The organism is Actinobacillus pleuropneumoniae (assembly GCF_003290385.1).
Classification (GTDB): domain Bacteria; phylum Pseudomonadota; class Gammaproteobacteria; order Enterobacterales; family Pasteurellaceae; genus Actinobacillus; species Actinobacillus lignieresii.
On sequence record NZ_CP030753.1, the window covers coordinates 1,074,870 to 1,087,226 of the forward strand.

Annotated in this window: 13 protein-coding genes; 12 read left to right on the plus strand and 1 reads right to left on the minus strand. The window is 43.1% G+C overall.

The features are described from left to right. The first annotated feature begins 116 nt into the window (after positions 1 to 116). Genes DRF63_RS04965 through DRF63_RS05000 form a run of 8 tightly spaced genes read left to right on the plus strand, consistent with a single transcriptional unit; the run spans position 117 to position 4,889 of the window. Positions 117 to 1,133: a peptidase gene (locus DRF63_RS04965; RefSeq protein WP_005597513.1), complete on the plus strand. Its 1,017-nt coding sequence runs from the start codon at positions 117 to 119 to the stop codon at positions 1,131 to 1,133. Continuing rightward, on the plus strand, positions 1,130 to 1,498 hold the full coding sequence (locus DRF63_RS04970; RefSeq protein WP_005597515.1) for a capsid cement protein: 369 nt from the start codon (positions 1,130 to 1,132) through the stop codon (positions 1,496 to 1,498). The genes DRF63_RS04965 and DRF63_RS04970 overlap by 4 nt, the downstream gene beginning before the upstream one ends. Positions 1,499 to 1,548: 50 nt before the next feature. Then, positions 1,549 to 2,475: a major capsid protein gene (locus tag DRF63_RS04975; RefSeq protein WP_005597517.1), complete on the plus strand. Its 927-nt coding sequence runs from the start codon at positions 1,549 to 1,551 to the stop codon at positions 2,473 to 2,475. An 8-nt stretch (positions 2,476 to 2,483) separates the two neighbouring features. After that, complete coding sequence (locus tag DRF63_RS04980) at positions 2,484 to 2,993, plus strand: gp436 family protein (protein WP_005597519.1); 510 nt, start codon at positions 2,484 to 2,486, stop codon at positions 2,991 to 2,993. Continuing rightward, positions 2,986 to 3,438: a phage tail terminator protein gene (locus tag DRF63_RS04985; protein WP_005597521.1), complete on the plus strand. Its 453-nt coding sequence runs from the start codon at positions 2,986 to 2,988 to the stop codon at positions 3,436 to 3,438. The genes DRF63_RS04980 and DRF63_RS04985 overlap by 8 nt, the downstream gene beginning before the upstream one ends. Then, complete coding sequence (locus DRF63_RS04990; RefSeq protein ID WP_005597522.1) at positions 3,435 to 3,692, plus strand: DUF7210 family protein; 258 nt, start codon at positions 3,435 to 3,437, stop codon at positions 3,690 to 3,692. The genes DRF63_RS04985 and DRF63_RS04990 overlap by 4 nt, the downstream gene beginning before the upstream one ends. Then, positions 3,692 to 4,435 carry a phage tail tube protein gene (locus DRF63_RS04995; protein WP_005597524.1) on the plus strand — a complete coding sequence of 248 codons (744 nt, stop codon included), beginning with the start codon at positions 3,692 to 3,694 and terminating at the stop codon, positions 4,433 to 4,435. The genes DRF63_RS04990 and DRF63_RS04995 overlap by 1 nt, the downstream gene beginning before the upstream one ends. A gap of 46 nt (positions 4,436 to 4,481) precedes the next feature. Continuing rightward, a complete protein-coding gene (locus DRF63_RS05000; protein ID WP_005597527.1) occupies positions 4,482 to 4,889 on the plus strand; it encodes a DUF6631 family protein in 408 nt (135 codons plus the stop codon). Between the two features lie 201 nt (positions 4,890 to 5,090). Here the strand turns inward: DRF63_RS05000 and DRF63_RS05005 are convergent, their stop codons facing one another. Beyond that, entirely contained in the window at positions 5,091 to 5,303 is a 213-nt protein-coding gene (locus DRF63_RS05005) for a hypothetical protein (RefSeq protein ID WP_005597533.1), read from the minus strand. 11 nt (positions 5,304 to 5,314) lie between these two features. Between DRF63_RS05005 and DRF63_RS05010 the strand changes: the two genes are divergently transcribed. From DRF63_RS05010 to DRF63_RS05025, 4 genes are read left to right on the plus strand one after another with little or no spacing between them, the layout of a single operon-like run. Beyond that, positions 5,315 to 8,674, plus strand: coding sequence for a tape measure protein (locus DRF63_RS05010; protein ID WP_005597535.1), 3,360 nt, complete (start codon positions 5,315 to 5,317; stop codon positions 8,672 to 8,674). 2 nt (positions 8,675 to 8,676) lie between these two features. Next, entirely contained in the window at positions 8,677 to 9,675 is a 999-nt protein-coding gene (locus DRF63_RS05015) for a hypothetical protein (RefSeq protein ID WP_005597537.1), read from the plus strand. Between the two features lie 2 nt (positions 9,676 to 9,677). Beyond that, on the plus strand, positions 9,678 to 10,643 hold the full coding sequence (locus tag DRF63_RS05020) for a hypothetical protein (protein WP_005597539.1): 966 nt from the start codon (positions 9,678 to 9,680) through the stop codon (positions 10,641 to 10,643). Beyond that, on the plus strand, positions 10,643 to 12,325 hold the full coding sequence (locus tag DRF63_RS05025) for a hypothetical protein (protein WP_005597541.1): 1,683 nt from the start codon (positions 10,643 to 10,645) through the stop codon (positions 12,323 to 12,325). Before DRF63_RS05020 ends, DRF63_RS05025 begins: the two co-directional genes overlap by 1 nt. Positions 12,326 to 12,357: the final 32 nt, after the last annotated feature.

The window sequence follows — 12,357 nt, forward strand, 5'->3', positions numbered from 1 at the left end:
ATCACTTACTCATTATATTTTTTCCTACCAAATACATTCTAGACGCGTCCAAAATACAAATGCGTTCCTGCCTGTCATACTGACTTCATTGAATTAACCACAAATATATTATCGAAATGAAACTCACAAAGATGCCGATTATGAAATTAGGCACGCATACTGCGATGGATGGGCGCGCGATTTCTTTTACGACAGATATGCTTAATGACATTGCTGGCAGCTATGACCCGCAATTATCCGAATCTCCGATTGTTATCGGACATCCGACATTGACTGCTCCAGCATACGGCTGGGTGAAACAAACTAGCGTGGAGGACGGCACTCTTTACGCCCACGTAGGACAAGTTGATGCAGCCTTTGCTGAAGCGGTCAATGAAGGTCGTTATAAAAAACGTAGTGCTTCAATATTTTTACCTGATACTCCAGGTAATCCGAAGCCCGGTCATTATTATTTACGTCACATTGGTTTCTTGGGTGCAGTGCCACCTGCAGTTAAGGGACTCGCTGATGTGAATTTTGCTCAAAATGTTGAAGGCGAAAATGCATTTGTGGATTTTGCCTTTGATGAATTATCCGAAAAAAATAATTCAACTGATATCAAGGAGAACATAATGGATAAAACTAAAGAACAAGAAGCCGCTGAAAAACAGGCGCAGGAAATAGCAAAACGTGAAGCTGACTTTGCTGCCCGTGAAGCCGCACTAAAGGAACGTGAAGAAAAAATAAAGGCAGCAGAAGCTGAAAAAGCCAAAGCTGAAAAGGCACTAAAACAAAAAGAAGCAACGGACTTTGCTGAACAAATGGTAAAAGACGGCAAGGTATTTCCAGCGCAAAAAGCGGCATTAATTGAAGTCTTAGTAGCCAATGCGGCTCAACCGATTTCTTTTTCGGATGGTTCACAAACTGTCTCGAAATCTGCCTTAGATGTGATTAAAGAAATCATTACACAAAAACCATTGGATTTTGCTGAAAAATCCGCACCGGAAGTAGGTTCTAGTAAAGCCGTAGATTTTGCCAATGGTGAATCTATTGCTCAGGCAGCAGCACAATACCACGCTGAACAGGCAAAAAAAGGCATCAACATCTCAATGACTGATGCAGTTGATTACATTATGCAAGGATCCCAAAAATGACTCAAGTTACCCAATTAACCATAGCTTATCTGACTGAAGGAAAAATCGAAGGCTACCATATTGTTTGTCATGGTGAAGAAAAAGAAACAGCCAAACAAGCCACAGCTGCTACAGATAAATTACTCGGTGTCTCTACCCGAGTACCGAAAGAACCAGGTGAACACGTTGATGTCGTACGCAGTGGCTTAGCGCCAGTAGTGTACGGAGAACAAATCAAACGTGGCGACTACTTGACTACTGATAATAAAGGGCGTGCGGTCAAGGCGACTGATAAACAAGCCTATATTGGTATCGCTGAAGAAGATGGTGAAGAAGATGAAATCTGTTCACTATTTATTGCACCAGGTATTTTTGTAGCGTCGTAATCTCTACAAGAATGAAATGCTTTTACATATTTTGAACAAGGAAAAATACAATGAGTAAAGCTAATTTCCCTACTGATCCCGCACTCACTGCAATCGCTATTGCTTATCGAAATCGCCGTATGATTGCAGATGAAGTGTTACCTCGTACTCCAGTTGCCAAACAAGAATTTACGTATCTTCACTATAACCTCGGTGAAGGTTTTACTGTACCGAATGCCCGTGTTGGTCGTACGTCACGTCCGAATCAAGTGGAGTTTGGTGCAACAAAACTAACGTCATCCACTGAAGATTTTGCACTCGATGCCCCAGTACCATTAGCAGATATTGCTAATAAGCCGACAAACTATAACCCGAAAGGACGCGCTACAGAACAAACGACAAATTTAATTGAATTAGGTCGAGAAGTACGTACAGCAAACCTAGTTTTTAACAAAAAATCCTATGCCAATGGATTAACAAAAACGTTATCTGGCAATAACCAATGGTCACATGATGACAGTAAACCGATCGCAGATCTATTAAGTGCATTAGATACCCCGGTTATGCGACCGAATATTATGGTGTTAGGTCAAAAAGCGGCAACAGCATTACGTACCAATAAATCTATTATTAAAGCGTATAACGGCTCTTTAGGTGATGAAGGACTTGTTCCGCTTGAATATCTCAAAGAATTATTTGAACTGGAAGATATCTATGTCGGTCAGGCGTTAATCAATACTGTTAATCAAGCCAAAAAAGCAGTCCTTCAGCAGGCTTGGGGAAATCATTGTGCCTTGATTTACCGTGATCGTTTAGCGGATACCAATGGTGGAACAACCTTTGGGCTGACAGCACAATTTGGCTCTCGTGAAGTACGTGATATTTTCGATGAAAATATGGGAATGCGTGGTGGCTATAACGTCCGTGTTGGTGAATCTGTGAGAGAGCTAATCACGGCTCCTGATCTTGGTTTCTTCCTTGAGAATGTTATTGCTTAGGCACTGTTATGTACATCAATCTAAAACAGTTATGTGAAAAACCAGGTGTGGTTGAGTTGGCGCAAGTTACGGCTCAACCCGGTTTAGCCCCTATTTCCCATCAGGTATTAAATGCTTTGTTACAAGGTGATGAAACTAAGCAGTTTCCGACAACAGAAGTTGAATATGGATTAACGATCATTACTCGGATTAATGAAGTCATTGCCGATAGCTGTGCATTAATTGATGGTTATTTGCGCCAACGTGGTTATCGCATACCTTTTAAAAATACACCTCGTATTTTAACGACATGGGCAAGAGCAATAGTTCGTTATAACTTGCATTTGCACCTAATTTCAGAAGAAAAAAACAATCCGATTGTACGTGATTATCGCGATGCATTAAAAATGCTACAACTGGTTACAGAAGGGAAATTTAGCCTTGGGCTTGAAGACACCTTAACGTTGAAATCCGGTCGTCCCAAATTTGTTAAAAAAGACCGTGTATTTACGGATGAGAGTTTGAAAGACTATGTTTAATTCAACCGCACCTTTTGATTTAAAACTAGTAATTGAAAAACTAAAGCCCCTGATGCCTACATATATTCATCATGTAGGTAGCACAGCGGAATATCGTTCAATTTCTAATTTAAGCCAAACAGGACTACCAACTCCGGCAGTATATGTGGTTCCTAATAGTGAAATTGCTCACCAAAGTGATATTGCTGTACGCCAAATGGTAACTGTCAGTTTTTCGGTCATTGTGATTGTGCAATCTTATCAGTATAGCCCGGATAATCCACAGCTTGCACTTTCACACCCGGTAATTGGCAAAATCCGTGAACAATTAATGGGGTGGATTCCCCCTATTTCTGGAGCAAAACAAACTTTTTTTGTACGTGGAGATGTATTGGATTACAGCAATAGCTATCTCGCCTGGATGGAGACTTATCAAACTAAAATGCTTATAGGTAAAAGCAGATGAAAGAGATTAAATTAATCAAAACTCATATTCACGCCGGTGTGACTTATTCTCCTGGTGATAAATTACAAGTTAGTGATGCTGATGCAGCATTCTTAATACAGCAACAAGTCGGTCTAGTAATCGGTTGTAGTGAATTCCAATCTTCAGTAGAAACGAAAAATGCAACAGCCATTCCACTAGAGAACACTGCTTCTGAAGATAGTGTAATGCCGTCCGATAACCACATTCAATTTGAAGATAAAGGAGAAAATTAATGAGAACAGAAAGTTACAGCTACGGTCAAGGTGCGGTTTATCTTGCTGAACGTTTACCAAACGGACAAGCTGGTGCGTTCCGCTGGGTCGGTGATGTGTCGGAATTATCCGTGTCTTTAAGCGTGGAAGAATTTACACACAAAGAATCTTACAGCGGTCAGCGTCAAGAAGTGAAGAAAATCATCACGGGTAAATCGGGTGAAGTTTCAATCAAATTCCATGAGATGAGCAAAGAAAACCTGAGCTTAATGCTTTTGGGTGAAGCCAGCGCAATTAAAGCGGGCAAGGTGGAGCAAGAAGCATTACCGGAGAATATTCAAGTTGGAGACCGTATTGCGTTAGTTCACCAAAATGTGAGTGATGTAAAAATTGCTGAATTAAAAGAAAACACGGACTTCGTTGTTGATGCGGTTTTCGGGACAATTGAATTTTTGAAAGAGCAAAAAAGCAAGAAATTAACCGTTGCTTATAGCTATGGTGATGTTGATGTTATTGCGCTTTTAACGACCAACCCGAAAGATTTATTCCTGCGTTTCGAGGGAATCAACCTTGCCGAAACGAATGAATGGAGTCTTGTTGAATTGTACAAAATCAACTTCAATCCGACAGAAGCGTTGAATTTAATCAACAACGAAAATGCGCTTGATGCGTTAAGCGCGAAAGCCAAAGTGTTAGCCGATACAACTAAGACTGGCGATAGCGCGCTCGGTCGATTCGGTCGCGTTGTTAAGATTAAAAAATAACGCATTCCTGCCCCTAGTATTTAGGGGCTTTATATAGGTTTTAGTCATGCAAAAAGATGAATTAAATGTACTCTTCCCGCACCAAAAACTAACGATTGCCGGTGAAGAAATCGAAGTCAAAGAATATTCACTCATCCAGCAATTACAGCACCGTGCGTTGTTTATGCCGTTTGTAATGGATTTACGCACTACACTTTCACAAACTGATGCGCAATTCGGGCTCGACCCGCTGATGAATTTGCTCGCAGAACATTATCAAGATGTTTTAACTATGGTGAGTTTATCCATTAACAAACCGCTGGAATGGGTACAGAGCTTAACTGGTGAAAATGCAGAAACGGTATTAATGATGTGGTGGACTGTCAATAGTGATTTTTTTACCCGTCAAGCAGTACAGCCGATGCTCGAAAAGGCTGTGCTACAGACGCAGACATCATCAGTTGGGGCGAAATAATCGAACAGCTTATTGCCTCCGGTCATCATTTTTGTGACATCGGTACATATACGGCAAGACAGCTACAGTTGTTTTATGAAAAGTCGTTGAAGCGAGAACGCAAATCTCGTGCGGATAGAGCAATGGACACCGCATACGGCGTAAACGGTGGCAACCATTTGCAGGACTATATAAAAGAATTAACCTCGCCATAGTGCGAGGTTAAATTTTAGCAGCGATGAATAAGCTCAGTATAAACGCGAACGGTGACTTAAAAATGGTTGCCACAAAGGCAATTAACGGATAAGCAAGCGTCCCCCAAAACAACGCTTGAGCGATAGTCGCATCACCGAATATTACGCATAAAAAGCCTAGTTCATAGGGTAATAAAGCAATGACCCATGCAAGCGGATAATGATGTAAAGGTTTTTCCATAAAAGGTATCCATGGCAAATAATAATTTAACGTTAGCTTTAAAAATTAAAGCCGATCTTAATGAAGCGTTGGCTAAGTTTAAAACGCTTGAAAAAGAATTGCAAGCCGGCGCTGCTGCAAGCCAAGGGCTAGGCAAAGGTGCGCAAGCCGGTGCCGGTGGCTTAGATGGTCTTGCCAAGAAAGCCGACGAAGCAACTTCAAAGCTCGGCAAAACCCGTGCCGGTGTTGAATCTATCAGTAAGCAATTAGCCGAATTAAAAAAACAAGCAATTGGCTTAACTTTGGGCAACCTCGCAATTGGTAATTTAGTCAAAACAAGTGACGAATTTAAAAGCCTTGAAGCACGTATCAAATTAGTTTCTCGCTCCAATCTCGAAGCCAAAGGCACTTTTAATGGCTTAATGACTGTGGCACAAGAAACTGGGACGGCATTTTCTGCTACGGCGGAACTTTACACGCGTGTTTTCCGTTCATTAGGTGATTCAGCAAACTCAGCGGAAGTATTGCGCTTTACTAAAACCGTATCACAGGCGATGACAGTCAGCGGTGCAGGCGCACAAGAAGCGCAAGCCGCAATTATTCAGCTCTCGCAAGGCATGGCAGCCGGTGCATTGCGCGGTGAAGAATTTAATTCCGTGTCGGAACAAGCCCCGATTATTTTAGAACTTTTGCAAAAATCGCTCGGTAAAACCCGTGGTGAATTACGCAAAATGGCGGAAGAAGGTCAATTAACCACGCAAGTGATTATGACCGCCGTAGCTGAAGGTGCGGACAGTATTCAAAAACAATATGAGCAAATGCCGCTCACCATTGGTAAAGCGGTGACGCAATTATCTAACGCTTGGCTTGAGTTCATTGGTAATACTGATAAAACCATTGGTGCATCTACCTTTGTTTCGGCTGCGATTTCTACGCTGGCAAATAATCTCGAAGGTTTAGCAGGTATTGCCATTTTAGTCGGTACGGCATATACCGCTCGTTATTTGTCAGCGATGTACGCCAGCATTAGCGTAAAAAGTAAAGCGGTCATTGCCGAAAGTGCGCACATGGCAGCGATTAACGCCAGTGCCACCGCATCAGTCCGTCAAGCACAGGCAACCGTAGTTTTAATGCAGGCAGTTAATGGCGAAACCGTCTCAGTCGGTCGCGCCACGCAAGCCTATGGTGCGCTAGCAATTGCCAAAGCTCGTGCTGCTGCCGTCAATGTAGGTGCGGGATTATTTGCGGCAATAGGCGGTCCGATTGGGCTGGCGATTACGGCAATCGCTGGTTTATCAGCAGCTTATTTTTATTTAAAAAGTCAGGAAGAAGAAGCCGAACGTCAATTTGCACAAACTTTGACAACGCTCGATTCCAATATTGAAAAAACCAAAGCGTTAGTCGAAGCGCGCATCAAATTAGGTGAAATGGGCGGTTTTAGCGACCGCATGGAACAGTTAAAAGTCAATACAGCATCATTAGATGAAGCGAAGCAAAAGATTGAAGCGTTGATTGCCGAGCGCGATAAATTGCTTAATCAAAACCGCACTAGCGTCATGGGCGGATTAATTAATGCCGATGAAGTGAATGCGCTTAATACGCAAATTGACGAGCTACAGCAAAAAATTGACGCAATGAGTACTGCAAGCAGCGAATTAGCCAATATTACTCAAACGCAATTGGCTGTGGCTTGGGATGCCGCCATTGAAGCCGGTGGTACGCTTGCAGAAAAATTGACGAAAATCGGCGACCCACAACACCCTGAAGCGGTAAAACTGCTGACCGAAGCAATCAAAGCAAGTGAAACCGAAGCGCTTGCGATGAAAACAGAAGTGGAAGAACTCACTCAAAAGCTGAAAAAAGACTTGAGTCAAGCCTCCACAACTGCAATAGAACGCTTAGAAGCGATGCGCACAAAATTTGAAGGGATTGCGGCACAAGCCGGCATGTCCGGCAATGCGGTGCAAGGTTTTATCAATAAAATCAATGAAGCTATCGGCTTACAAAAACAGCTGGAACAAAAGCAAGCGGAGAAAAAAGGCGGCGATGAGTTAGAAAAACTGCGTACGCGCGCGCGTCAATCCGGCATGACTGAGCTTGAAAAGAACATTGATAATGTACGCAACAATAGTAATTGGACTGCGGAACAGAAAAAAGAAGCCGAAGCCCTGTATCAAACGATTGATGCGAATCAGAAAAAACTGCGTGAACAAGCAGAAGCGGACAGAAAAGCGAAAGAGGAAGCTAACAAAGCGCAACGTAAAGCAGAAAACGATGCAAAAAAAGCGGCACAAGATACAAGACGCACGGCAGAAGAAGCCACAAATAAGCTACGCGAACTCAATAGCGATTATTTACGTTTAACCGGACAAACGGCAAAAGCAGATCTGCTTGATGTACAAAGTAAATACAACCAATTGCTCGCCTTATTTAGTAAAGCGAACAATCAAGACGGCATTAATTTAGTTAAAAAAATGCTGCCTCTTGAAGAAGCGAAAGTACAATTAAATGGCATACAGTCCGAAGTAAATAACGTCATTCAGCAACAGTCGGCGAAAGAACAGCAGATTCAAGCACAAGTTCAAACTGGACTCATTTCACATTTCGAAGGACAACAACGCTTAAAAGATATGTATGCTCAAACGGTAGCAGAAATTGAAAAACAATTACCGTTACTGGAAAGATTGGCACAAATGCCGGGCGCACAAGGCGAAGCGGCAGGCGCAATGCTTGAGCAAATGAAAGTGAAAATTCAGGAGCTTAAAGCGACCGGAAACGAACTTGAAAACGCGTTTAAGCAAGGTTTAACACAAGGTATTCAAAGTGCGCTAATGGGACTTGCTGAAGGCACAATGAGTTTGGGTGATGCTGTAAAACAATTAGCACTGACTGTGATAAACAGCATGGCGCAAATTGCCGCACAACAACTTGCTATGCAAGCGACCAGTGCCATTAGTGGCTTTTTCGGTGGTGCGGGTGCTGCGGTCACGGCAGCAACCGGCGGTTTTATTTCAGGACCGGGAACAGGCACGTCGGATTCCATTCCGGCACGCTTATCAAATGGCGAATTTGTGGTGCGTGCGGCAAGCGTGCAGAAATATGGCGTGGGCTTTTTACATGCCATTAACCGCGGTCATTTACGTAAATATGCCACTGGTGGCTTAGTGTCAGCCCCATCAATGCCGTCATACAACGAACCGACATTGACTCACGAAATGCAAAACGGTACGGCAGGACAACAGGCGGTAGCAAGCCCGGTCAATATTCAGCAAACTTTAGCGGTTGATAGTGCTGAGTTATTTACAGCCGGTATTAATACGGTAGCGGGCGAACGTGCGGTAATGACCGTGATTCGGGCGAATAAGCAAACATTAAAACAGGAGTTAGGCTAATAATGGCATACGCAACAGGCACGGCACAAAACGAGCGTGATTTATTAGATAAAATCAACAAGTTCTTAACAGAAGACGAAACACTCAAACGCGACGGACAAGCGTGGACAGTATTACTTGACCGTAAATTGAATGAAACTGCAACAAAAAAAGAAATCCGTCAAATTGCGTGGATATCAACTGGTACCGGCGTTGAGCAAGATATTTATCTTGTCGCTTCAACCGATAACTTGATTTCGGCTGATACGTATAACCTTAACTTCTGGGGTGGTACATTTTTCAATGAAAAAGCGGTTACGCCGACTGAAATTCACAAGGGCTTAATTAATGCTTCGCCCGGTGTCGTATTATTTGCAGATAACCGCCCGATTGAGTATCACATTGTCGCAAATGGGCGTTGTTGCAAAATTATCACGCGCATTTCGCAAGTGTGTTCAAGTGCGTATCTAGGCTTTATTTTGCCAACCGTGCCGCCAACCGAATATCCATATCCGCTTTGTGTTGCCGGTAGCGCACCCGTAGTGGACGAAAACAACCGTGCCGTGCAGGTACGTTATTCACAAACCGGCGAATTACATTCCTCTATTGTGGACGCTAAATACGGCAACTGTTGGCTTTTTACGCCTGACCAAAGCTGGCGTGATTTTTACGGTAGCAGTTACAAAAACTTGCGTTCGGATTCTCGCCGACAAGCATTGTTTCCGTTATGTAACTATGAGATTTTTAGTTCACATCAACAACCACGTAGTATTGATTCGATGGGCGAAAGCCAAGGCGGTGCTTATCCATTGATACCAGTTGAATTTATCAGTCTCAAGGATTCTAGCCAAGGTCGTAACCGCTGGGGAGCTTTCGATGGTGTGTACTGGATTCCGGGTATTCAACGCGCCGCCGGTGACCAAGTCACAATTACTGAAGGACGTAAAGGATTGGTATTTAACGGTGGCTATCGTGTAGCAACCAAAGATTATTTTGTGATTGAGACAACAACGGAGATCTAGGTATGGCATATCAAACGGGTAACGCAAAAGACGTGAATGAACTGCTTAAAAAATTAAGTGAGTTTGCTCAAACCTTAAAATGGACGGTAGATAAACTCGAAGACAATTTGATGTGCTTACACAATAGTCAAGGCTACTGGTCTCTTATGTTTAAGCCTGAAGTTAATCAATTGTTTACTTATGTGAATACCAGCTTCGATACAAGTAAAAAAGGCAATGAACAGCCGGGTTCATCAAGAAAGCATGCTTATCGTGAAATCGACACAGCGACGTCTCAATTAGAAAAAGGCAATTATGCATCTTATGACTTTTTTGGTACTGAGCAATATTTACACGTTGTCGTGCAAATTGAAGCGGAAAAATTCCGTCACTTTGGTATTGGTACGTTAAATAAAGAAGGGATATATACGGGTGGTCAATATACGTATGGCACTTATATCACCAAAAGTTATGGGCATTATCAAAATAACGATCATGCTTACGGCTTTTCTAACGGGGCGCGGGGCAATCAAGCGGTAGTTCGTGCCGATGGTATCAGTGGCGATAAACGCACACCGTGGTATTTCGCCCCTGCCAATGTTTCAGATTATAAAGATTTGAGTAATGCAGATAAAGGCAAATATCTGCTTACGCTTGGCAGAGCGGCGATGACAACTGATGAAAATACTTATCACCCGGATGCCTTGTTAGTCTATTACAGTCAATCTAAATTCGGGCAGTCGTTAATACCCTGTCCGCACAGCTTAATCGCACATGGGATTGATGGAATTTTTCGTCGCATTGGCATTCTCCCCGACCGCTACGAATGTACGATGGTTGGTCTCTCGCCACGTCAAATTCTGACTATCAATGGGGAGAAATGGATGATTATTCCGAGTGCACAGTATGACGTGCGCAACGAAAGCTCCATCGAAGAAGGAAAAAATAATTCAGGAACACAAGCGGTCGCTTATCGGATGGTTGAATAATGGCAAATATCAACGGTTACATTGCAGCAAGCGGAAAAAGCATTTCGTGTAAAGATACGGGCTATTTAGACCGCTTACCGATTTATCGCGGTGAAGCCTGTATTGCTGCACGCCTTATGCCGACAATATCGGGCAAGCTCCAGCAAGGCGAGTTATTAGATTTAGCTCAGCCAGCGCAAGCTTATATTGTGCCGAACTACTATAGTGATTTGTACAGCCGCGTGCTTGTGATTCCGCATACCGTCAATCTAGGCTCAATCTCGACAGAGCAAGTGTTTGATGTCCATGTCTGGAATGCGAACCGACACACTGTCAATTTAACCAAAGTAGATATTCAAGATGGTGAAGGCATTACGCTAACCGGTAGTCAAACGCCACTCACGCTGCGCGCTCTGGCGCTTAAAAAGTGGACGGTGAAAGTTAGCATGAATGGTCCGGCAGAAATTGATTGCACGGTAACTTTTACTATCGCCGGCAAAAATCCGGTTACGTTGCGCATCACCGGTTCACGCTCCACCGACTGGGAAATTTTTCCGGATTGGTCTGAAGACGTAACGGAAAAATTAGAGTTTTTGACGACCGTGCATCAATCGATTACCGGTGCTGAACAGCGTATTGCAAAACGTTTATCGCCTCGCCGAACATTTGAATTTAAAGTCTCAACAACCGGAACCGAACGTCAGCGTTTAGAAAATATGTTCTACGCCTACGGCGCGAGAGTGTGGGCAATGCCGATTTTTACCCATCAAGTCTATTTAAACAAGTCAGCTAAACAAGGCGATAAAACGTTATCACTTGCTACTACTGGCTTTGAATTCGAGGTCGGTGGTCGGGCAATTTTAATGAACGGATACAAGCGCGAGGCGATAGAAATTACCGCGGTCACGGCTGAGGGGCTTGAAATTAAGCGTCAATTACTGAATAGCTTTGATACTAGCACTGTGATTTATCCGTTACGCTCAGCGGTGCTGACCGATATGCCACAGCTTACTCGCTTAAGTGATGGCATGGCAACCGCACAAATTCGCTTACAAATTCACGAACATAACGGCTATGCCTCGGATATTAGTCACTTACCGACTTATCGTCAGCATCCGGTTTTAGAACCAACCAGTGAATGGTCGGAAGATATTACGGCACAATACTTGCGTTTGATTAAGCAACTGGATAACGGTACGGCATTACCGCATTACCTAGACACGGCAAAAAATGCGTTCCAGCTAACTAATCATCGTTTCTTATTAAATGGGATTGCAGAACAGCACCAACTTCGCCAACTGTTTTATGCTCTACGTGGCAGACAAAAAGCAATTTGGGTGGCAAGTTCGACATCAGATTTAACACTAGCAAACGATATTGTCGGCAAAAATCTCGATATTGAGTTGGTCTATTACACGACTTGTCTCTTAAAACAAGCAGGACGACAAGATATCCGTATTGAATGTACCGACGGCACAGTGCATTACCGCCGAATTTTAGAAGCTTCAATCAGTGACAACCAAACCGAACGGCTTGCGCTGGATGGCGAGGCGTTAAATTTAAAGCGTGAACAAGTGGCAAAGATTTCATTTTTAACACTATCACGCTTAGAGAGTGACACGATTGACTGGAAACATCATACAGACAGCGTAGCAAGTGTGATGGTCAGCTTTCGGGGATTACGTGACGAACTCGAAGTTTAATAATTTAAACGGTATTTAAACGATATTTAAAA

Coding starts and splice junctions, on each gene's coding strand:
- DRF63_RS04965 (WP_005597513.1), top strand. CDS start 117: ATGAAACTCACAAAGATGCCGATTATGAAATTAGGCACGCATACTGCG.
- DRF63_RS04970 (WP_005597515.1), top strand. CDS start 1,130: ATGACTCAAGTTACCCAATTAACCATAGCTTATCTGACTGAAGGAAAA.
- DRF63_RS04975 (WP_005597517.1), top strand. CDS start 1,549: ATGAGTAAAGCTAATTTCCCTACTGATCCCGCACTCACTGCAATCGCT.
- DRF63_RS04980 (WP_005597519.1), top strand. CDS start 2,484: ATGTACATCAATCTAAAACAGTTATGTGAAAAACCAGGTGTGGTTGAG.
- DRF63_RS04985 (WP_005597521.1), top strand. CDS start 2,986: ATGTTTAATTCAACCGCACCTTTTGATTTAAAACTAGTAATTGAAAAA.
- DRF63_RS04990 (WP_005597522.1), top strand. CDS start 3,435: ATGAAAGAGATTAAATTAATCAAAACTCATATTCACGCCGGTGTGACT.
- DRF63_RS04995 (WP_005597524.1), top strand. CDS start 3,692: ATGAGAACAGAAAGTTACAGCTACGGTCAAGGTGCGGTTTATCTTGCT.
- DRF63_RS05000 (WP_005597527.1), top strand. CDS start 4,482: ATGCAAAAAGATGAATTAAATGTACTCTTCCCGCACCAAAAACTAACG.
- DRF63_RS05005 (WP_005597533.1), bottom strand. CDS start 5,303: ATGGAAAAACCTTTACATCATTATCCGCTTGCATGGGTCATTGCTTTA.
- DRF63_RS05010 (WP_005597535.1), top strand. CDS start 5,315: ATGGCAAATAATAATTTAACGTTAGCTTTAAAAATTAAAGCCGATCTT.
- DRF63_RS05015 (WP_005597537.1), top strand. CDS start 8,677: ATGGCATACGCAACAGGCACGGCACAAAACGAGCGTGATTTATTAGAT.
- DRF63_RS05020 (WP_005597539.1), top strand. CDS start 9,678: ATGGCATATCAAACGGGTAACGCAAAAGACGTGAATGAACTGCTTAAA.
- DRF63_RS05025 (WP_005597541.1), top strand. CDS start 10,643: ATGGCAAATATCAACGGTTACATTGCAGCAAGCGGAAAAAGCATTTCG.